Source organism: Streptomyces sp. NPDC093984, from assembly GCF_044764595.1.
In the GTDB taxonomy this organism is placed as follows: Bacteria; Actinomycetota; Actinomycetes; order Streptomycetales; family Streptomycetaceae; genus Streptomyces; species Streptomyces cynarae.
The window spans coordinates 258,383-278,626 of record NZ_JBIWIM010000003.1; the positions used below are offsets into that span (position 1 = coordinate 258,383).

17 protein-coding genes are annotated in these 20,244 nt (G+C 71.0%); 10 read left to right on the forward strand and 7 right to left on the reverse strand.

The features are described 5' to 3' along the window. The first annotated feature begins 298 nt into the window (after positions 1-298). The 4 genes from ACIRC0_RS13370 to ybaK all read left to right on the forward strand — a co-directional run bounded on the left by ACIRC0_RS13370 (position 299) and on the right by ybaK (position 4,429). The gene (locus ACIRC0_RS13370) at positions 299-1,879 is read left to right on the forward strand and encodes an oxidoreductase (protein ID WP_403615309.1); all 1,581 of its coding nucleotides are present in this window, start codon (positions 299-301) and stop codon (positions 1,877-1,879) included. Between the two features lie 153 nt (positions 1,880-2,032). After that, the gene (locus tag ACIRC0_RS13375; RefSeq protein WP_403615312.1) at positions 2,033-3,139 is read left to right on the forward strand and encodes a hypothetical protein; all 1,107 of its coding nucleotides are present in this window, start codon (positions 2,033-2,035) and stop codon (positions 3,137-3,139) included. Between the two features lie 11 nt (positions 3,140-3,150). Then, positions 3,151-3,891, forward strand: coding sequence for an LON peptidase substrate-binding domain-containing protein (locus ACIRC0_RS13380; protein WP_403615315.1), 741 nt, complete (start codon positions 3,151-3,153; stop codon positions 3,889-3,891). A 34-nt stretch (positions 3,892-3,925) separates the two neighbouring features. Further along, positions 3,926-4,429 carry a Cys-tRNA(Pro) deacylase gene (gene ybaK, locus ACIRC0_RS13385; protein WP_403615318.1) on the forward strand — a complete coding sequence of 168 codons (504 nt, stop codon included), beginning with the start codon at positions 3,926-3,928 and terminating at the stop codon, positions 4,427-4,429. Between the two features lie 273 nt (positions 4,430-4,702). Here ybaK and ACIRC0_RS13390 read toward each other — a convergent pair whose 3' ends face one another. The 4 genes from ACIRC0_RS13390 to ACIRC0_RS13405 all read right to left on the reverse strand — a co-directional run bounded on the left by ACIRC0_RS13390 (position 4,703) and on the right by ACIRC0_RS13405 (position 8,613). Beyond that, positions 4,703-5,377 (reverse strand): AAA family ATPase, encoded by a 675-nt coding sequence (locus ACIRC0_RS13390; RefSeq protein ID WP_403615321.1) that lies wholly within the window; start codon positions 5,375-5,377, stop codon positions 4,703-4,705. Between the two features lie 34 nt (positions 5,378-5,411). Then, positions 5,412-6,233: an ABC transporter permease gene (locus ACIRC0_RS13395; protein ID WP_388987613.1), complete on the reverse strand. Its 822-nt coding sequence runs from the start codon at positions 6,231-6,233 to the stop codon at positions 5,412-5,414. 82 nt (positions 6,234-6,315) lie between these two features. Further along, complete coding sequence (locus ACIRC0_RS13400; RefSeq protein WP_403616479.1) at positions 6,316-7,287, reverse strand: ABC transporter ATP-binding protein; 972 nt, start codon at positions 7,285-7,287, stop codon at positions 6,316-6,318. Between the two features lie 120 nt (positions 7,288-7,407). Continuing rightward, the gene (locus ACIRC0_RS13405) at positions 7,408-8,613 is read right to left on the reverse strand and encodes an NYN domain-containing protein (RefSeq protein ID WP_403615323.1); all 1,206 of its coding nucleotides are present in this window, start codon (positions 8,611-8,613) and stop codon (positions 7,408-7,410) included. Between the two features lie 221 nt (positions 8,614-8,834). On the opposite strand from ACIRC0_RS13405, the gene ACIRC0_RS13410 reads away from it, so the two are divergent. Beyond that, positions 8,835-9,014 (forward strand): hypothetical protein, encoded by a 180-nt coding sequence (locus ACIRC0_RS13410; RefSeq protein ID WP_403615326.1) that lies wholly within the window; start codon positions 8,835-8,837, stop codon positions 9,012-9,014. 108 nt (positions 9,015-9,122) lie between these two features. Here the strand turns inward: ACIRC0_RS13410 and dnaE are convergent, their stop codons facing one another. Continuing rightward, positions 9,123-12,659 (reverse strand): DNA polymerase III subunit alpha, encoded by a 3,537-nt coding sequence (gene dnaE, locus ACIRC0_RS13415; protein WP_403615328.1) that lies wholly within the window; start codon positions 12,657-12,659, stop codon positions 9,123-9,125. Between the two features lie 234 nt (positions 12,660-12,893). Here dnaE and ACIRC0_RS13420 point away from each other — a divergent pair, with 234 nt between their 5' ends. The 4 genes from ACIRC0_RS13420 to ACIRC0_RS13435 all read left to right on the forward strand — a co-directional run bounded on the left by ACIRC0_RS13420 (position 12,894) and on the right by ACIRC0_RS13435 (position 17,623). Next, a complete protein-coding gene (locus tag ACIRC0_RS13420) occupies positions 12,894-14,219 on the forward strand; it encodes a DUF2252 domain-containing protein (protein WP_403615331.1) in 1,326 nt (441 codons plus the stop codon). Between the two features lie 68 nt (positions 14,220-14,287). Continuing rightward, positions 14,288-14,974 (forward strand): hypothetical protein, encoded by a 687-nt coding sequence (locus ACIRC0_RS13425; RefSeq protein ID WP_403615333.1) that lies wholly within the window; start codon positions 14,288-14,290, stop codon positions 14,972-14,974. Between the two features lie 72 nt (positions 14,975-15,046). After that, positions 15,047-15,859, forward strand: coding sequence for a DsbA family protein (locus ACIRC0_RS13430; RefSeq protein WP_403615336.1), 813 nt, complete (start codon positions 15,047-15,049; stop codon positions 15,857-15,859). A gap of 102 nt (positions 15,860-15,961) precedes the next feature. Continuing rightward, positions 15,962-17,623, forward strand: coding sequence for an alkaline phosphatase D family protein (locus ACIRC0_RS13435; RefSeq protein ID WP_403615338.1), 1,662 nt, complete (start codon positions 15,962-15,964; stop codon positions 17,621-17,623). Positions 17,624-17,638: 15 nt separating this feature from the next. Here ACIRC0_RS13435 and ACIRC0_RS13440 read toward each other — a convergent pair whose 3' ends face one another. After that, positions 17,639-18,208, reverse strand: a complete 570-nt coding sequence (locus ACIRC0_RS13440) for a dienelactone hydrolase family protein (RefSeq protein ID WP_366028427.1) — start codon at positions 18,206-18,208, stop codon at positions 17,639-17,641. A gap of 102 nt (positions 18,209-18,310) precedes the next feature. Here ACIRC0_RS13440 and ACIRC0_RS13445 point away from each other — a divergent pair, with 102 nt between their 5' ends. Beyond that, positions 18,311-19,420, forward strand: a complete 1,110-nt coding sequence (locus ACIRC0_RS13445; RefSeq protein ID WP_403615341.1) for a mechanosensitive ion channel family protein — start codon at positions 18,311-18,313, stop codon at positions 19,418-19,420. A gap of 12 nt (positions 19,421-19,432) precedes the next feature. On the opposite strand, the gene ACIRC0_RS13450 is transcribed toward ACIRC0_RS13445, so the two are convergent. Beyond that, on the reverse strand, positions 19,433-20,173 hold the full coding sequence (locus ACIRC0_RS13450; protein WP_403615344.1) for an SDR family NAD(P)-dependent oxidoreductase: 741 nt from the start codon (positions 20,171-20,173) through the stop codon (positions 19,433-19,435). Positions 20,174-20,244 lie beyond the last annotated feature (71 nt).

Sequence of the window (20,244 nt, forward strand, 5' to 3'; positions counted from 1 at the left end):
TCGCAGACGGCACCGACGGGCCGGACGGCCGTATCAATGGCTGATACAGAGCGTGGGCGGGTGGACGGCTCGGTGGCGGGCCGGCCGGCCGCGGACGGCCGGGGACGGATCGGTGGGCGACACGGCGTGTCGCAGCCGGGGCGGAGCGCTCGGTGCGGGGCGCCGGGCGGGGTGGCCGGATTCGATGGGTGGTGGCAGTGGGCGGAAGATCCCCTTCACCTTCCGCGTTCGGGCCCTCACACAGCGGGCATGAACGGTCGTACGAAACCCACGAGTAGCTGGGGAGGAAGGAAGAGCCGTGACCGAGGGTGCCGGCATCCGTGTCGACTACGTGCCGGACGGACTGACCGCCGCGGAGGCCGGAATGTGGCAGGCATTCCGCAACGGCAGCGAGTACGACCTGCGGGACGGGGACCCCGCCGTGGACGATCCGCACGGCGACCGTCCCTGGGGGCCCGAGCGCAGCGTGCGGGCCCGGATCGTGGCCTGGCTGCTCCTCGACGGCCCGCCCGCGCTGGCGGGACGGGTCTCGTCGCTGAAGCTGACCGGCATCCGGATCACGGACACCCTGGATCTCGCGGGCGGCACGGTCGTGCCGTACGTCGAGCTGAACGGCTGCCGGTTCGAGAAGGAGGTCCTGCTGCCGGAGGCCCGTTTCACGACCGTGCGGCTCGTGGACTGCTCGGTGCCGCGTCTGGAGGCGGCGCGTGTGCACACGGAGGGCGACCTGCATCTGGCGCGCTGCCGGTTCCAGGGCGGGGTGCGGCTCACGGACGCGCACATCGGCACCGACCTGATGCTCAACCAGGCCGTCGTCCACCGCGACCGGCGCGGCCGCTCCATCTCCGCGGACGGGCTGACCGTCGGCCAGGACCTGCAGGCCGACATGCTGGAGTCGCACGGGGAGCTGAGCATGCGCAGCGCCAAGGTCGGCGTGTCGCTGAGCCTGCGCGGCGCCCGCCTGACCAACCCGTACACCCGGCTGGCACTGAACGCCCCGCAGCTGACGGTCGAGCGCACCCTGTACCTGACTCCGGCGGGCGTCGGCAATCCGCTGCAGAGCAGTGGCACCACGCCCGCGCGCGGCACCCGGGTGCAGCGATTCGAGTGCCGGGGCGGGATCCGGCTCGACGACGGGCGGTTCGGGGACGCGGTCGACCTGGACCGCGCCCGGTTCGTCCTCGACGACGACCAGGAGTTGTCGCTGCGCCGGGTCCAGACGCCCGAGCTGCGCTTCCTGGGCGACCGGCCCGAGCGGGGCAAGGTGATCCTCTCCGGCGCCCGGATCGTGAACCTGGTGGACCGTTGGACCAGCTGGCCCGGCCTCGGCGACCTGCACATGGGCGGTTTCGCCTACGAGAACCTCGTGCCGCAGGACGCCTTCCCGCTCGCCCGGCGTCTGGAGTGGGTGGCGGCGGCGACCGCCGAGTACAACCCGGAGCCGTACGAACGGCTCGCGGCCGTCCTGCGCAACTCCGGCGAGGACGAGGACGCGCGCGAGGTTCTGCTCGCCAAGCAGCGGCGCCGCCGCGAGACCCTGCCGCTCGCGGCCAAGCTGTGGGGCTACGTACAGGACTGGACGGTCGCCTACGGGTACCGGCCCGGCCGCGCGGCGGTGTGGATGGCGGTGCTGTGGGCGGCGGCGTCGATCGCGTTCTCGCACGCGAGCCATCCGCCGGTCAACAAGGACGGGCATCCGGCGTGGAACCCCTCCCTGTTCGCCCTGGACCTGCTGCTGCCGGTCATCGATCTGGGCCAGGCGGGCCAGTGGCGGCTGAACGGGGCCTGGCAGTGGCTGTCGACGGCTGTGATCCTGCTCGGCTGGATATTGGCCACGACGGTCGCGGCGGGGGCGACGAGGCTCCTGCGACGAAATTGATCCTGTGTGACGGATGGGGCCTGCGCATAGAGGTCCATCAGCGATCAAACGGTTACCTTTTACCTGTTCTTGAACTTTCCGCGTACAACCAAACGCGGGTTACGCATTTGTGCTGGCGCTTCCCCGACCTGCGGCTTTTCAATGGTCGACACCATGGCAATGCTCCGCCCCTTCATCCGTACGCCACGGATGGCTCGCACCTCCTCGCGCCTCGCCGACGGGTTGCCCGCCGACGACGAGGTCCTTCTCGACGCGCCCGACGACCGCCTGGCCCCCGCCCTGGTAGCGGCGGGCCGCGGCGATTACGGTCCGGCGGCCGAACTGCTCGCGGCCACACGTCAGGCCGCCGAGTGGGAGGACCGCGACCGGTACGTGACACGGCTCGGCGCCTTCGCCCGCTCGCGCGACGAATGGCTCACGGACTGGCACGAGGCCGCCCCGCACGATCCGGACGCCGCTTTGGTCAGCGCCCAACTCGCGGTGGCCCGCTGCTGGGAGTCGCCGGCCCGTGTCGAACTCCTGCGCAGGGTCGGCCCCTTGGTCACCGCGGCGACCGAGGGCGATCCCGGGGACCCGGTGCCGTGGCGGGTGGCGCTCGACCACGCGCGCGGCGCGCACGCCAGCCACGCCGAGTACGAGCGGCTGTGGGCCGAGGCCGTACGCCGCTCCCCGCACCACTACGGCTGCCATGTCGCCGCCCTGCAGTACCTGTCGGCCGCGTGCAGCGCCCAGTGGGGAAGGACTCCGCACAGGCCCGGTGACTCGCACTGGGAGTGCTTCGACTTCGCCGAGACCGCCGCACAGGACGCCCCGTCGGACTCCCTGGTGCAGGCGCTGCCCGTGCGCGCCGCGTTCAAGTACCTGACGGAGGGCGACGGAGTGGTCGTGACCCGGGGACGGCTGGACGCGGCGGCCGACCGGGCGATCGCGCTGTCGTCGCGGTTCGCGGCCGCCGACCCGTGGCCCGCGGAGATCCGCAATCTCCTCGTCTTCGTGCTGGTCCGGCTGGAGCGCTGGCAGGACGCGCTCACGCAGTTGCGCATGACCGGCCCGTACGCCACGTCGTTCCCCTGGGACCGGATCTGCGACGACCCGCTGGGCCGTTTCCTGGAGGTGCGGGAGGCGGTGCGACGGGCGGTGGCGTCGCCGGTTCCGCCGCACATGCCCGAGCGGCTTCTGCCGCTCATCCCTCCCCCCGGCAGGCAACTGATCGGGCACCTGAACGACCACACAGGCCACAGGCCCCGCTGCGACCATTAGGCTTTCGGGTCGTGACCACCGTCCGGCTCCCGCTCTTCCCGCTGAACTCGGTGCTGTTCCCGGGGCTCGTGCTCCCGCTGAACATCTTCGAGGAGCGCTACCGCGCCCTGATGCGCGACCTGTTGAAGATCCCCGAGGACGAACCGCGCCGGTTCGCCGTCGTCGCCATCCGCGACGGCCACGAGGTGGCGCCGAGCGCGCCGGGCATGCCGGATCCCACGGCGCTGCCCGAGCGCGGGCCCGCGGCCGGCTTCGGGTCCGACCCCGCCAAGGCGTTCCACGCGGTGGGCTGTATCGCGGACGCGGCGACGATCCGGGAGCGGGCCGACGGCTCGTTCGAGGTGCTGGCGACGGGCACGACCCGCGTCCGTGTGCTCTCGGTGGACACCTCCGGCCCGTATCTGACGGCCGAGCTGGAGGAGCTGCCGGAGGAACAGGGCGACGAGGCGGGCGCGCTGGCCGAGGGGGTGCTGCGGGCGTTCCGGCAGTACCAGAAGCGGCTGGCGGGCGCACGGGAGAGGTCCCTGTCGGCGGGTGCCGACCTGCCGGACGAACCGGCCGTGGTGTCGTACCTGGTGGCCGCCGCGGTGATGTTGGACACGCCGACGAAGCAGCGGCTGCTGCAGGCGCCCGACACCGCCTCCCGCCTGCGCGACGAGCTGAAACTGCTTCGCGCGGAGACGGCCATCATCCGTAACCTGCCGTCGTTGCCGGCGACCGAGCTGACACGGACGCCGACGAGTCTGAACTGACGCACGAACGCTCTGCGGGAACGGGAACGGCCGGATGGCGAAGAAGTCGAAGAAGCAGCAGCAGTCCGGTGGAACACCGGCGACCGTGGCCCTGACGGCGGCCGGCGTGGAGTTCACGGTCCACGCCTACGACCACGACCCGTCCCACCCGTCCTATGGCGAGGAGGCGGCCGAGGCGATGGGGGTCTCCCCCGACCGGGTGTTCAAGACGCTGGTGGCCGACGTGGACGGGGCGCTCGTGGTCGGGGTGGTCCCGGTGGCGGGTTCGCTGGACCTGAAGGCGCTGGCCACGGCGGTGGGCGGCAAGCGGGCGGCGATGGCGGACCCGGTGCTCGCGGAGCGTACGACAGGCTACGTACGCGGCGGCATCTCGCCTCTCGGCCAGCGCAGGAAGCTCCGCACGGTGCTGGACGAGTCGGCGTCCTCGCACACCACGATCTGCGTGTCCGCCGGCCGCCGGGGCCTGGAGGTGGAGCTGTCCCCCGAGGACCTGGCCAAGCTCACGGAAGCGACGCTGGCACCGATCGCCCGCGCCTGACCACTCGACGGACAGCCCGTCCTCGGCTAGTACGGAAATATGTCGAAGAGGACACGCAAGCGCAAATGGCGCATGAAGAAGGGCCACGCCAACCACGGCCACCGGCCGGCGTGACCACCACCCGTCACAGAAAGCGCCGGACGGGCACTCCGAGCCCGTCCGGCGTCCGAGGACCAGGCCGCAGGCCGATGCGGGGGTCCGGGGGCGCAGCCCCAGGGACGGGAAGGCCAGGGGCGGCGGGACGGGACTCCTCCTGCGCGCACCCCCGAGGGGCTACGCCGGCGGCGCGGCCATCCCGTACGGATCCGGATCCCGCGGAGCGAAGAGCGCCGTCAGCCCCAGGTGCACCACCAGCGCCGCCACCGACCACGCCAGCAGCGCGCCCTTGGCGCCGAGCTTCAGCGGGGCGGAGAACGTCACTCCCTTGCCCACGGCCTTGGCGTGCGCGATGACGTTGTGCGGGGGCCCCAGCCAGACCCCCAACCGCCACGCGAGGAGCGAACCCAGCAGTCCGCCCACACAGAGGGCCACCACCAGCGGCACCCCGCCCCGCTTGCGCACCAGGAAGACGACCAGCGCACTGAGCACACCGAAGCCGGCCGCGAGCAGCGTGAACGTCCCGTCCACCCCGATCGCCTGTTCCCCCTCGGTGTCCTTCAGATAGACGACCCAGTTGTTGTCGACCTTGTCCCCCACCAGCGGCACATGCGGCGCCAACCACCACCACAGCACCCCGAGCAGCGCCCCGGCGAGCGCGACGCCCACCGTGATCACGGCCGCCTCGCGCAGCTCGGTCTTCATGCCGGGCCCGTCCGCCCCGTAGACGGCCGTGGCACCGTGCGGGGCCGGCCCGATCCCCACAGGCTCGGACACGGCGCGCCACGCCTCGTGCGAAGAGTGCGGGGACTGTTCATGCGGCGGCGGAGGCGGAGTCAACGGAGCGGTCACCTTCACATCCTGCCAGGCGTGTCTGTCAGCCGCGTCACCGGACGGCCGCCCGGCGGTATGCCCAGGTCGCCATGGCCAGCGAGGCCACCCCGACGGCGGCGCACACGCCCAGGTCGCCGAGGACGAACGCCCAGTCCGGATGCCCGCCGAAGGTCCGCGCAAACGCCTCCACCCCGTACGTCGACGGCAGCAGGTCGCGCGCGACCTGAATGGCCTCCGGCATCCGGTGCGCCGGCAGCACGCCCAGCAACAGCGCCGCCGACATGCCCAACTGCCCGAGCAGCGTGGCCAGTTCCGGCCGCGGCGCGAGCAGGCCGAGCGCGGCGCCGAGCCCGGACAGCGCGGCACCGGCCAGTGGGATCACCGCCGCGAGAACCCACAGGTGGGCGAGCGGCAGTCCGAACAGCACGCACCCGAAGACGGCGGTCACCAGGGTCCCGGGCACGGTGAAGGAGGCGTAGGCCGCCGCGGCGCCCAGCACCACCGCCGCGGCCGGCACCGGCAGCGTGGCGTAGTGGTCGAGCCCGCCGCTGCCGCGCAGCTGGCCGAAGTACTGGGCGAGCAGGTTCAGACCGACGTACGCGACCACGAGCACGGACGATCCGGCGACCACGGACCACGCGTCGCTCCCGCCGCCGCTCACCACCCCGCGCATCATGATCATGATGCCGATCGACTGGAAGGTCGCCACGAACAGCAGCGGGATCCGCGCGACCCGCGCCCTGGACAGCTGGGCCCGGTACACGGCGGCCATCGACGGCCACAGCCGCGCCCGCGGTCCGAGGGCGGCGCCGTCCACGGCACCGTCGTCCGTCGCCCGGGCGCCGGGCAGAACCCCGGCGGGTACGACACTCACCTCGCGCTGCTCCTCTTCGTTTTCCCCAAGGTCCCCGTGGGGCTCCCCCCAGAGCTCCATACGGACACGACGGCCCCCGCGCTCATGCCTTCACCAGCCCTTGGCCGCTGCCGCCGAGCGTCAGGTAGACGTCCTCCAGGCTGGGCGTGGCCAGTGTGAAGTCGTCGAGGGCGGCGAAGGCGGCGCCCCCGGTGACGGTGGCGACGGCCGCGCGCGCCTCCTCGGGGGCCATCCGCAGCGACCAGCGGCGCCCGGACTCCACGGCGCGGGTGCGCAGCGCGGCGACCTCGGGCACCTCCAGGGGCGCCCGCTCGCGCCACACGAGTTCGACGCGGACCTCCCCGGCGACGCGCTCCTTGAGCCCGGCCGGGGTGTCGCAGGCGATGATCCGGCCCCGGTCGAGGACGGCGACCCGGTCGAGGACGGTCTCCGCCTCGATGACGTTGTGGGTGACCAGCAGGACGGTCGTCCCGCGCTCGGCCCGCCGCCGGTCCACGGCGCCCCACACGGCGCGGCGGGCGACCGGGTCCATGCCGGTGGTCGGCTCGTCGAGCACCAGCAGCGGTCGCTCCCCCATCAGCGCGGCGGCGAAGCAGGCGAGCCGGCGCTGGCCGCCGGAGAGCTTCTTCAGCGGCCTGGAGGCGATCGGTGCGAGCCCGAGTTCGTCGAGGACGGCGTCCCGCTCCTCGCGGGCGTGCCGCAGGTCGAGCCCGCGCAGCCGTCCGGTGGTCTCGGCGGCGAGCGAGACGGTCAGCTCGTCGAGGGCGGTGGACTCCTGGCCGAGGTAGGCGAGGATGCGGGCGGCCCGTTCGGGGTGGCGCACGATGTCGTGCCCGAGGATCTCGACGCTGCCGCTGTCGGGCCGCATCAGTCCGGTCAACTGGCGTACCAGGGTGGACTTGCCGGCGCCGTTCGGTCCGAGCAGTCCGAAGATCTCGCCGCGCCGGATGTCCAGCCGTACGTCGTCGGTGGCCCGCACCTCGGGCGTCCCGGGCGTGCCGCGCCGCCCCCGTACCGCCGGATAGGTTTTGGTCAGCCCGCGCACGGCGCACACGACGTCGTCACTGTGCCGTGGTGCCGTTGCGCTGCGCTTGCTCACAAAGGACGAGGGTAAGGGGTACCGCCCGCCGAGCGGTTCCCGGGGCCCGCCGAGACCGCGGTCCGAAGCGGTGTGTCAATCGCCGGCGGGCGCCTCCGCCGCCGTGCGCTGGTCGATCTCCCGCCAGAAGCCCGCGCGGATCGCGTACCGGTCGTGTTCGTCGATCTGGTCGTCCTTGTGGGCGAGCAGGCCGAAGCGGGCCGCGTACCGCAGCAGCTCACCGTCGATGCGGTGCGGCACCCGCGGGTACATGCTCGACAGTTTCTGCAGGTGGGAGGCGTCGGCCAGGCGGGAGATCCACCGCCGGGCGAAGACCTGCCCCACCTCGTAGGGGTCGCCGCCGACCGTGGTGATGTCCTCCTCCCGGTCGGCCCACCGCTGCTCCGCGGTCGTCAGCTGCGCCAGTGTGGGCAGCGAGGCGGCATCGGGCGACTCGGCCGCGACGGGCCGGTCCACCCAGCCCTTGTCGGACGACCAGCGAAGCGTCGCCCCGGCGGGCTGCTGCGCGGTCTGCGGCGACCGCAGCGCCGCGAGGTCCTTCGGGGTCGGGACGCCCTTGGTGACCGGCAACCGCTCCTGGGCGCCGTTCTGCGACGCGGCCGCCGGGACGTGTTCCGGCTCGGCGGCGGGCCGCTCCGTGGCAGCCGTGAGCGCCGACTCGGGCAGCGGCGCCGACAGGATCGCGGCGATCTCCGGCCGGGGCGCGGGCGGCGGCGCGCACACCCCGCCCAGCTCCTTGGGCCGCACGGCCTGGGTGATCCACGCCCGGTCGAGCACGCGTCGCTCGTCGGCCTCGGCGACCAGGTCCTCGGACTGGTTGTAGTCGCCGTCCGCGGCCTGCACGGCCCACAGGTGCACGGCGACCCCGTGCTCCTTGGCGGCCATCATGCCCGGCAGCAGGTCCCCGTCGCCGGTGACGAGCACGACGTCCGAGCACGCGCGGTTGCGGGCCAGCTCGGTCAGCTCGGCGTGCATCGCGGCGTCGACGCCCTTCTGCGCCCACCGCCCGTCGCTGCGGGTCAGCGCGCCGAGGCGCACGGTCACCCGGGGCATCACGCGCAGCCGGCGGTGCTCCGGCTGCGGTACGCGGTCGGGAGCGCCGTCGAACCAGTAGATGCGCAGCAGTGGCCGTCCGGTGTCGGCCTCGGCACGCTCCCGCAGTCCCTGGATGAGGGCGGCGTGGTCGACGGTGATCCGGGACCGCGAGGGCTCCCCGGCGAGGAGGCTGGCGGCAGCCCCGAGCAGATACCCGGCGTCCACCAGGACGATGCAGCGGTCCACGCGATCCACCCTCTTTCCGGGAGGTTTGCTTCGGGCTTGCTTCGAGTCTGCCCGACGGCGGAGAGGTTAACGGCCGGAACTCGATCTTCGGCGTGGCGTATCCGGGGGACGGGGGCGCGAAGGACTGCGTCACGCAGGGTAATTGTCCGACATGCGGTTGATGTCAGGCTATGTGAATCTGGTCCCGGCCCTGGCCCCTAGTCCCCACAGGAGGCACCACCATGGCCAAGAACAAGAACCGCAAGCAGGCCGGCCCGCAGAACCGCTCGCCGAAGGGCGAGCAGGCGCAGGAGCACACCCAGCGGCCCACGGCGGAGGCGCACACGTCTCCGATGGCGCAGACCCCGGGCAGCCCGGCGGATGTTACCCGTAAGAAGCAGAAGAACTTCGGCCACAACTGACGCCTGCACGAGGGCTGATGCCGAGGCCCGCGCGCGAGGGCCGACGCAGAAAAGAGGGGCGCACCCGTTCTCGGGTGCGCCCCTTGTCTGCTGAGTCACTCCGGGTGATCAGCCCGCCAGGCAGGACGGGCCGAGAAGGACCTTAAGGTCGCCGTAGAGGGCGGGGTCCGGCTTGACCCGATGGCGGTCCAGGCGCAGGACCGTCGTCTTGCGCGGCCCCTGGAGCTTGATCCGCACCTCGCTGTCGCCCTTGTGCTGGCTGAGGATCTCGCCGAGGCGGCTCACCATCGGCGGGGTGACCTTCACGGCCGGGATGGTGAGCACCACCGGGGCGTTGGTGCCCGCGTTCGACAGGTCCGGAACCATCAGTTCCATCGCGACCAGCCGGGGCACGTCCTCCCGCTTGTCGAGGCGGCCCTTGACGAACACCACGGCGTCCTCGACGAGTTGGGTGGACACCAGCTGGTAGGTCGCCGGGAAGAACATGCACTCGATGGAGCCGGCGAGGTCCTCGACCGTGGCGATCGCCCACGCGTTGCCCTGCTTGGTCATCTTGCGCTGCAGGCCGGAGATGATGCCGCCGATGGTGACGACCGCGCCGTCCGCGTGCTCGCCGCCGGTGAGCTGGGCGATGCCCGCGTCCGCCTTGTCGGACAGCACGTGCTCCAGGCCGAAGAGCGGGTGGTCGGAGACGTACAGACCGAGCATCTCCCGCTCCTGGGCGAGCAGATAGGTCTTGTCCCACTCCTCGTCGGTGAAGGTGACGTCGAGGCCGAAGCCGGGCTCGCTGCTCTCCTCCTCCATGCCGCCGAAGAGGTCGAACTGCCCCTCGGCCTCCTTGCGCTTGACCGCGACCACGTTGTCGATCATCGGTTCGTACTGCGCCATCAGGCCCTTGCGGGTGTGGCCCAGGGAGTCGAAGGCGCCGGCCTTGATGAGCGATTCCGTCGTCCGCTTGTTGCAGACGACCGCCTCGACCTTGTCCAGGTAGTCCGGGAAGGACGCGTACTTCCCCTTGGCCTTGCGGCAGCGGATGATCGACTCGACGACGTTCGAACCCACGTTGCGCACGGCGGAGAGGCCGAAGAGGATCACGTCGTCGCCCTGCGCGGCGAAGTTCGACTCGGACTCGTTGACGTTCGGCGGCAGCACCCGGATGCCCATGCGACGGCACTCGTTCAGGTAGACGGCCGACTTGTCCTTGTCGTCCTTCACCGAGGTGAGGAGCGCGGCCATGTACTCGGCCGGGTGGTTCGCCTTCAGGTACGCGGTCCAGTAGGAGACCAGGCCGTACGCGGCCGAGTGGGCCTTGTTGAACGCGTAGCCGGCGAACGGGACCAGCACGTCCCACAGCGCCTGGATCGCCTCGTCGCTGTAGCCGTTCTTGCGGGCGCCCGACTGGAAGATGACGAAGTTCTTCTCCAGCTCCTCCGGCTTCTTCTTGCCCATCACGCGGCGGAGGATGTCGGCCTCGCCGAGCGAGTAGCCGGCGATGATCTGGGCGGCCTTCTGCACCTGCTCCTGGTAGACGATCAGGCCGTAGGTGACGTCCAGGACCTCCTTGAGCGGCTCCTCCAGCTCGGGGTGGATCGGCGTGATCTCCTGCTGCCCGTTCTTGCGCAGCGCGTAGTTCGTGTGGGAGTTCATGCCCATCGGGCCCGGCCGGTACAGGGCCGACACGGCGGAGATGTCTTCGAAGTTGTCGGGCTTCATCAGCCGCAGCAGCGAGCGCATGGGGCCGCCGTCGAACTGGAAGACGCCGAGGGTGTCGCCGCGCTGGAGCAGCTCGAAGGTCTTGGGGTCGTCGAGCGGGAGGCTCAGGAGATCGATGTCGATCCCCTTGTTCGCCTTCACCATCTTGACGGCGTCGTCCATGATCGTGAGGTTGCGCAGGCCCAGGAAGTCCATCTTCAGCAGGCCGAGCGACTCACAGCTCGGGTAGTCCCACTGGGTGATGGTCACGCCGTCGGTGTGCCTCACCCAGACCGGGACGTGCTCGGTGATGGTCTCGCTGGACATGATCACGCCGGCCGCGTGCACGCCCATCTGCCGCACCAGGCCCTCCACACCGCGTGCGGTGTCGATGACCTTCTTCACGTCCGGCTCGTTCTCGTACATCGACCGGACCTCGCCCGCCTCCGAGTAGCGGGGGTGGCTGGGGTCGGTGATGCCGGACAGCGGGATGCCCTTGCCGAGGACGTCGGCGGGCATGGCCTTGGTGATGCGGTCGCCCATCGCGTACGGGTAGCCGAGCACGCGCGCCGAGTCCTTGATCGCGTTCTTGGCCTTGATGGTGCCGTAGGTGCCGATCATGGCGACCTTGTCGGCGCCGTACTTCTCCGTCACGTACCGGATCACCTCGACGCGCCGGCGCTCGTCGAAGTCGATGTCGACATCGGGCATCGAGATGCGCTCGGGGTTGAGGAACCGCTCGAAGATCAGGCCGTGCGGGATCGGGTCGAGGTCGGTGATGCCGAGGGCGTAGGCGACGATCGAACCCGCGGCCGAGCCACGGCCGGGGCCCACCGCGATGCCGTTCTTCTTGGCCCACATGATGAAGTCGGCGACCACGAGGAAGTAGCCCGGGAACCCCATCTGGATGATGACGTCCATCTCGTACTCGGCCTGCTTCATGCGGTCCTCGGGGATGCCGCCCGGGAAGCGGCGCTCCATGCCGCGGCGGACCTCCTCCTGGAACCAGGTGACCTCGGTGTACCCCTCGGGGATGTCGAACTTGGGCATGAGGTCGCGCTTGACGAACATGCCCTCGGTGTCGACCATCTCCGCGATCAGCCGGGTGTTCTCGCAGCCCTCCTGCCAGGCGTCCGAGGAGTCGATGGCGTACATCTCCTCCGTGGACTTCAGGTAGTAGCCGGTGCCGTCGAACTTGAAGCGGTCCGGGTCGGAGAGGTTCTTGCCGGTCTGGATGCACAGCAGGGCGTCGTGGGCGCCGGCCTCGTGCGCGTACGTGTAGTGCGAGTCGTTGGTGACCAGCGGCGGGATGCCGAGCTTCCTGCCGATCTCCAGCAGGCCGTCACGGACCCGGCGCTCGATCTCGATGCCGTGGTCCATCAGCTCCAGGAAGTACTTGTCCTTGCCGAAGATGTCCTGGTAGTCGGCGGCCGCCTTCAGGGCCTCGTCGAAGTGGCCGAGGCGCAGCCGGGTCTGCACCTCGCCGGAGGGGCATCCGGTGGAGGCCACGATCCCCTCGGACCACTGGGCGATGGTCTCCTTGTCCATGCGGGGCCACTTCTGCAGCCAGCCCTCGGCGTACGCGTCGGAGGACAGGCGGAAGAGGTTGTGCAGGCCGGTCCTGTTCACCGCCCACATCGTCTTGTGGGTGTAACCACCGGAACCGGAGACGTCGTCCCTCTTCTGGTGCGGCTGGCCCCAGAGGATCTTGCGCTTGTTGCGCCGGGACTCGGGGGCGACGTACGCCTCGATGCCGATGATGGGGGTGATTCCGGCCTTCTTCGCGGAGTGGAAGAAGTCGTACGCCCCATGGAGGTTGCCGTGGTCGGACATGGCGATGTGGGTCATGCCCATCTCGTTGCACGCGTTGAACATGTCCTTCAGCCGCGCGGCACCGTCCAGCAGCGAGTACTGGGTGTGGACGTGCAGGTGCGTGAACGGCGGCTTTGACACGGTTCGAGCCTCCAGGGCAAACATTACGTCGACGGTGTCCCCCGGTCGCGGACAGTCTGGGGGACAGCGTCGAAGTCTATGCCTCGGCACTGACACCCGGAGGCGTCCGGCGCGTACCTTCATGCGGAGAAAACGTGGGCACTCCCCCACACCGCCGGACGTTGGCGTGAGGGAACACCCGCGGAGGATCGACCCCAAACGTCACGCACCACCCGTACCAGGAGGCACCCAGCGATGTCGGTTCCGCAGCTCAGCGCCGAGCAACGCGGTGAGGAGATCCTCGCCGTCTTCGACACCGCCTTCGGCGAGCTGCTCGCCGCCGACCCGGCCGCGTTCCGCGTGAAGTTCCGCAAGATGGCGGCCTCCGCGTTCGCGTTCTACCGGGGCACGGCCTGCCTCTTCTACCACGACCTGGACGCGGACAAGCGCGGCGGCCCGTACCTGGACGACCGCACCTCGCGGGTGTGGATCCACGGCGACCTGCACGCCGAGAACTTCGGCACCTACATGGACTCCACGGGCCGCCTGATCTTCAATGTGAACGATTTCGACGAGGCGTACGTCGGCCCCTTCACCTGGGACCTGAAGCGCTTCGCCGCCTCCATGGCGCTGATCGGCTACGCGAAGGCGCTCAGCGACGACCAGATCACCGAGTTGGTCCGCATCTACGCCGCGGCCTACCGTGAGCGCGTCCACGCCCTGGCCACCGGCGCCAAGAGCGACGAGGTGCCGCCCTTCACCCTGGACACCGCCCAGGGCCCGCTGCTGGACGCGCTGCGCGACGCCCGCTCGCTCACCCGCTTCGGGCTGCTGGACTCCATGACCGAGATCCGCGACTTCGAGCGCCGCTTCGCGCCGGGTGGCGGCTCCATCGAGCTGGACGCCGCCACCCGCTACAAGGTGCTCGCGGCCTTCGACGGCTACCTGGAGACGCTGCCGGAGACGTCCCTGGCCCGCCCGGACTCCTACCGCGTGAAGGACGTCGTCGGCCGCCGCGGCATCGGTATCGGCTCGGCCGGCCTGCCGTCGTACAACATCCTCCTGGAGGGCCACAGCGACGCCCTGGAGAACGACGTCGTGATCTACATCAAGCAGGCCCAGACCCCGGCCGTCTCCCGGCACATCACGGACCCCGTGATCCGCGAGTACTTCCAGCACGAGGGCCACCGCACGGTGATCTCCCAGCGCGCCCTGCAGGCGCACGCCGACCCGTGGCTGGGCTGGACCGAGCTGGACGGCGCGGGCCAGCTGGTCGCCGAGGTGTCGCCGTACGCGGTGGACCTGGACTGGGGCGACATCGACGACCCGGAGGAGATCGCCTCGGTCGTCGCCGACCTGGGCCGCGCCACGGCCGCCATGCACGCGGCGGCGGACGACCAGTCCGGCGAGTCCCTGGTGCCCTTCTCCACCGAGCGGGCCATCGACGCGGCGATCGCCGCCGACGAGGACGGCTTCGGGGATCTGCTGGTGGACTTCGCCCACACCTACGGGGCACGCGCGCGTGCGGACCACCAGATCTTCGTGGACCTGTTCCGCAACGGCCGGATCCCAGGTCTGTGACCGAAGGGCCGGGTACGGCGATCCTTTAGTGCTCCCTTACGGGAGCACGTGACACACTCTCCTCTGCTATGGACATATCAGGGACCCACCTCAGAGCCGTACGCGCGGCGCTGTTCACGGCACTGGTCGTGACACTCAGCACCGCGTCGCACGTGCTGCTGTCCGAGGTCCCCCTGCCGATGGGGACGGTGGCCGCCATAGCCGCCGCCGTCTTCGTCGTGGCGTACGCGCTGGCGGGCCGTGAGCGCGGCTTCGGGAAGATCGCCGCCCTGCTGGTGCCGCTGGAGCTGACCGCGGACACGGTGTTCACCACCGGCCAGCACGCCTGCTACGGCAGGGCGGGCGGCCCGGTCACCGGCCCGCTGCGCTCGGTGGGCCTGGACCTGCTGTGCAGCGGTGGCAGCGTGGGCACCCCGCTCAGCCGGGTCACCGGCACCGGCAGCGACCGGATCGCGGGGCTCCTGGCGCACGCCGACCCGGAGACCGCCTGGCTGCTGCTCGCCGCCCATGTGAGCGTGGGGCTGCTGGCCGCCGCCTGGCTGCGCCGCGGCGAGCGGGCGCTGGCCCAGCTGCTCGGCGCGGTGGCCGCGACCACGTTCCGGCCGCTGCTGCTCGCGGTCGCCGCGGTGACGGTACGGCTCGCTCCGGTGCGTCGGGCCCCGCGCCCGGCGCCCCGGATCACCGCCCTGCGCACCCGCCTCTTCGTGCACTCCCTGGGACGGCGTGGACCGCCGTGCTCGGTCGCCCTGGTCTGAGCGACACCCCGAGCACCCCAGTCCCCACCCTTACCCCGCGCACGACGATGCGCGTCCCCGAGGAGATCACCCATGAGCAAGCGGAACAGCCAGGCGGCGAAGACGGCGGCCCGTGAGCGGCTGCGCATCGAGCGCGAGCGGCAGGCCAAGCGCGACAAGGTCAAGCGGCAGCTGATCGTCGCCGGTTCGGTCGTCGCCGTGCTCGCCGTCGCCGGCGGCGTCGGCTACGCCGTCGTGCAGAACAACAAGCCCAGCCACTGGGAGGCCGCGAAGAACGAGAAGCTCGTCGCGCCGGCCAACACCTCCGGCACGAACGGCACCACCGTCGTGATCGGCAAGAGCAGCGCCAAGAAGACCCTGGTCATGTACGAGGACCCGCGCTGCCCGATCTGCGCCCAGTTCGAGCAGACGGTCGGCTCGACCGTCAAGAAGGACGTCGACGAGGGCAAGTTCAAGATCCAGTACGTCGGTGCCTCGTTCATCGACACCAACACCCAGGGCGAGGGCTCCAAGAACGCCCTGAGCGCCATGGGAGCCGCACTGAACGTCAGCCCTGAGGCGTTCCTCGAGTACAAGAGCGCGCTCTACTCGGCGAAGTGGCACCCGGAGGAGACCGAGGACAAGTTCAAGGACGACAGCTACCTGATCAAGGTCGCGAACACCGTCCCCGCCCTGAAGGACAACGCGGCGTTCCAGAAGGCCGTGAAGGACGGCACCTACGACAAGTGGGCGCTGGACATGTCCGACGTCTTCAACAAGAGCGGGGTGCAGGGCACGCCGACCCTGAAGATGGACGGCAAGACGATCACCGGGTCCGACGGCAAGAACGCCCCGATGACGGTGCCCGAGTTCAACGCGGCGATCGACAACGCGCTCAAGTCCTGACCGGTCCCCCGGGCCGGCCTGAGCGGTCGGGCGGAGAAAGAGCGGGCGAACTTTGCGTGTTCGCCCGCTCTTTGCGCGTACCGGTCAGTAGTCTGCTCGGCCGTGACCAGTCGACACAGATCATCCGAGAGCGTCAACTCCCTTTCCCCGCGCCGCCGTACGGTCGTCAAGGCCGCGGCGGCGACGGCCGTTCTGGGCGCCCCGTTCGCCGCCGCCCTTCCCGCCCGGGCCGCCGCCGACACCCCGGCCTTCCTGCACGGCGTGGCCTCCGGTGACCCGCTGCCCGACGGCGTCCTGCTGTGGACCCGGGTGACACCCACCGCGGAGGCGACGCCCGGCTCCGGGCTCGGTCCCGACACCGAGGTGGCCTGGGTGCTCGCCAAGGACAAGGCGTTCACAGCGATCGTCGCCAAGGGGTCCGTCACCGCGACCGCCGCCTCCGACCACACCGTGAAGGCCGACGTCCGAGGGCTGGAGCCGGCCACCGACTACTGGTTCCGCTTCTCCGCGGGCGGCACCGACTCCCCCGTCGCCCGCACCCGCACCGCGCCGGCCGCCGACGCCGCCGTGTCCGGGCTGCGCTTCGGCGTGGTCTCCTGCGCCAACTGGGAGGCCGGCTACTTCGCGGCGTACCGGCATCTGGCCGCCCGGGGCGATTTGGACGCATGGCTGCACCTGGGCGACTACATCTACGAGTACAAGACGGGCGAGTACGCGGCCCGTGGCACGGTCGTGCGCCCGCACGCCCCGGCGAACGAGATCATCACGCTGTCCGACTACCGGATCCGGCACGCGAAGTACAAGACGGACCCCGACCTGCAGGCCCTGCACGCGAAGGCGCCGGTCATCGCGATCTGGGACGACCACGAGTTCGCCGACAACGCGTGGTCGGGCGGCGCGGTCAACCACACCGAGGGCGCCGAGGGCACCTGGACGGCCCGCAAGGCGGCGGCGAAGCAGGCGTACTTCGAGTGGATGCCGGTCCGCCCGGCCGTCGAGGGCACGACCTACCGCCGGCTGCGCTTCGGCAAGCTGGCCGACCTCTCCCTGCTCGACCTGCGTTCCTTCCGCTCGCAGCAGGCGTCCACGGGCAGCGGTTCCGTCGACGACCCGGACCGCACGCTCACGGGCCGCGCCCAACTCGACTGGCTCAAGGCGGGATTGAAGACGTCCGACACCACCTGGCGGCTGGTCGGCAACTCGGTGATGATCGCGCCGTTCGTCATCGGCTCGCTCTCCGCGGACCTGCTCAAGCCGCTGGCCAAGCTGCTGGGGCTGCCGCAGGAGGGCCTCGCCGTCAACACCGACCAGTGGGACGGCTACACCGACGACCGCCGTGAACTGCTCGCGCATCTGCGGGCCAACGCGATCCGGAACACCGTGTTCCTGACCGGCGACATCCACATGGCCTGGGCCAACGACGTCCCCGTCGACGCGGGCACCTACCCGCTGTCGGCCTCCGCCGCCACCGAGTTCGTGGTCACCTCGGTCACCTCCGACAACCTCGACGACATCGTCAAGGTCCCCGAGGGCACCGTCTCGGCGGTGGCCGCGCCGGTCATCCGAGCGGCCAACCGGCACGTCCACTGGGTGGACACCGACCGCCACGGCTACGGCGTGCTGGACATCACCGCCGAGCGCGCGCAGATGGACTACTACGTCCTGTCCGACCGTACGAACGCGAGCGCCACCTCGTCCTGGGCGCGGTCGTACCGCACGCGCAGCGGCACACAGAAGGTCGAGCGGACGTACGACCCGGTGTAGGCCGCCGCGAGCCCGCTACAGGCTGTCGAGGAAGCCGAGCGCCACCCGCCAGGTGGCCTCGGCCGCCTCCTCGTCGTAGTCCGGCAGGTCCGGGTCGGTGTACAGGTGGCCCGCGCCCGCGTACCGGTAGATCTCCACGTCCGCGCCCGCTCTGCCCATCTGCAGGTACCAGGCGCTGAGCCAGTCGTCCGTCTCGAACGGGTCCGGCTCCGCGACATGCAGCTGGACCGGCAGGGCGTCCACCGAGGCGCCCGGCGCGATGTCCGAGGTGCCGTGCAGCAGCAGGAGTCCGCGCGCCTTGTGGTCGCCGAGCGCCAGGGTCTGCCCGATGGACGCGCCGAGCGAGAACCCGGAGTACACGAGCCCCCGCTCGGAGTAGGGCGCGGCGGCCAGGACGGCCCGCTTGAGCAGCTCTTCCTTCCCGATCTCGTCCTTGAAGGCCATGCCCTCCTCGACCGTCTCGAAGGTGCGGCCGTCGAACAGGTCGGGAGTCCACACCTCGTGCCCGGCGGCGCGGAGCCGGTCGGCCGCGGCCCGCACGGCCGGCCGCAGCCCGTACGTCGAGTGGAAGAGCATGATGTTCATGAGCCCATGGTGCCAGCCGGGACCGACAACGCCGTGCGCTGCGCCGCGGCGGGTGTTCTTGGCCACAGGTTCACGCCGCGCCCCACTGGTTACGTTCCAAGGATGGAGAACGTACTGCGCCCGGTGATCGTCGTCGGCGGCACGGTCGGACTCACCCTGCTCATCGGGTGGGGCACGGACGTCCTGCTGCGCAAGGCGAACGCCCGGCACCCCGAGACGCCCCTGTGGGGTCTGCTGCGCCGCGGCCGCATCCCCTACCAGCTCGTGCTTTGCGTGGCCCTGCTGAGGGGCTCCTACGACCAGGCCAAGGTCCTGCAGGCGCATCAGGTCGGCATCGGCCGGACGCTCACCCTGGTGCTGATCGGTTCCGCTGCCTGGCTGGTGATCCGCATCGCGGGGGCCATAGTCGAGACGACGTACAGCCGCTACGCCCGCGCCCACCACGACCCGGCCCGGGTCCGGCGCGTGCGCACCCAGGTCACGCTGATCATGCGGGTGGTGTACGCCACCGTCGGGGTGGTGGCGGCCGGCGCGATGCTGCTGACGTTCCCGGCGATGCGCGCGGCCGGCGCCTCGCTGCTGGCCTCGGCCGGCATCCTCGGCATCGTGGCCGGTGTCGCCGCGCAGTCCACGCTCTCAAACCTCTTCGCCGGGCTGCAGATCGCGTTCGGCGACATGGTGCGGCTCGGCGACACGGTGGTCGTGGACGGCGAGTGGGGCACGGTCGAGGAGATCACGCTGACGTTCCTCACCGTGCGCACCTGGGACGAGCGGCGGATCACCATGCCGGTGTCGTACTTCACCTCCAAGCCCTTCGAGAACTGGTCGCGCGGCAGCGCCCAGATGACCGGCATCGTCTATTTCCACGTCGACCACACCGCGCCCGTGGACGCGATGCGCGACAAGCTGCGCGACATCCTGCGCCACTGCCCGGCATGGGACGGCCGCGCCTACGGCCTCCAGGTCACCGACTCGACGCCCAACACCATGCAGGTGCGGGCGCTGGTGACCGCGAAGGACGCGGACGACATATGGACGGCCCGGGTCACGGTGCGCGAGGAGCTCATCCGCTGGCTGGCCGAGGAGCATCCCTACGCGCTGCCGAGGGTGAACACGGCGGGCGCCGTACCTCCGCCCGGCTGGAACGGTCAATCCTCGCGCGACGGACAGTTCCTCAAGGCGTACGAACAGCAGCGGGCGGGCCGGAGCTGATCCCCGCCCGCGTCAGCGACCGCGTTCCGCACCGCCGTTGACCTGGATCACCTGCGCGGTGATGTGGCGGGCGCCGGGGGACGCCAGCCAGTGCAGGGTCGCGGCGACGTCGCCGGGCGTGGCGGCACGGCCGATCGACGTCTCCGCGATGAGCCGGTCGCGCCGCGCCGGGTCCATCGCCTCGCCGAAGAACTCGGTGTCCTCGACGTAGCCGGGCGCGACCACGTTCACCGTGATGCCGCGCGGCCCGAGCTCCCGGGCCAGATCGAAGGCGTACGGGTGCAGGGCGGCCTTGGAGGCGGCGTACGCGCCGCTGCCGGAGCCGCGGTAGGCGGCGATGGAGCTGAGGAACAGCACCCGGCCGCCGGGTGAGGCGAGCCGGTCGCGCAGTGCCTCGGTGAGCAGGGCCGCGGTCAGCACGTTCAGCCGGAAGTTCACGGTCCAGGTGTGCGCGACGGTTTCGAGCGGATCTTCGATGTCGGCCTTGGGCTCCAGGAGCCCGCTGCCGCCCGCGCTGTTGACGAGGACGTCCACGGTGCCCAGCTCGTCGGCCACGAACCGGGCGACGCCGCGCACGGCGTGCGGGTCGCTCAGATCGGCCGCGTAGGTGAGCGCCCCGGGCACGTCGGCCTTCTCCAGCACCTCCGCCCGGCGTCCGAGGAGCAGTACCCGGTCCCCGTCCGCCGCGAAGGCCCGCGCCGCCGCGAGCCCGATCCCCGTGCCACCGCCACTGATCACCACGTTGCGCGTCATGATGCGATCGTACAAAGGCCGCTTCCGGTGAGGCGATTGCTCTTCCGGGCGGGTCGCGGGACGGTCCGCAC

Coding starts and splice junctions, on each gene's coding strand:
- ACIRC0_RS13375 (WP_403615312.1), top strand. CDS start 2,033: ATGGCAATGCTCCGCCCCTTCATCCGTACGCCACGGATGGCTCGCACC.
- ybaK (WP_403615318.1), top strand. CDS start 3,926: ATGGCGAAGAAGTCGAAGAAGCAGCAGCAGTCCGGTGGAACACCGGCG.
- ACIRC0_RS13410 (WP_403615326.1), top strand. CDS start 8,835: ATGGCCAAGAACAAGAACCGCAAGCAGGCCGGCCCGCAGAACCGCTCG.
- ACIRC0_RS13420 (WP_403615331.1), top strand. CDS start 12,894: ATGTCGGTTCCGCAGCTCAGCGCCGAGCAACGCGGTGAGGAGATCCTC.
- ACIRC0_RS13425 (WP_403615333.1), top strand. CDS start 14,288: ATGGACATATCAGGGACCCACCTCAGAGCCGTACGCGCGGCGCTGTTC.
- ACIRC0_RS13430 (WP_403615336.1), top strand. CDS start 15,047: ATGAGCAAGCGGAACAGCCAGGCGGCGAAGACGGCGGCCCGTGAGCGG.
- ACIRC0_RS13440 (WP_366028427.1), bottom strand. CDS start 18,208: ATGAACATCATGCTCTTCCACTCGACGTACGGGCTGCGGCCGGCCGTG.
- ACIRC0_RS13445 (WP_403615341.1), top strand. CDS start 18,311: ATGGAGAACGTACTGCGCCCGGTGATCGTCGTCGGCGGCACGGTCGGA.
- ACIRC0_RS13450 (WP_403615344.1), bottom strand. CDS start 20,173: ATGACGCGCAACGTGGTGATCAGTGGCGGTGGCACGGGGATCGGGCTC.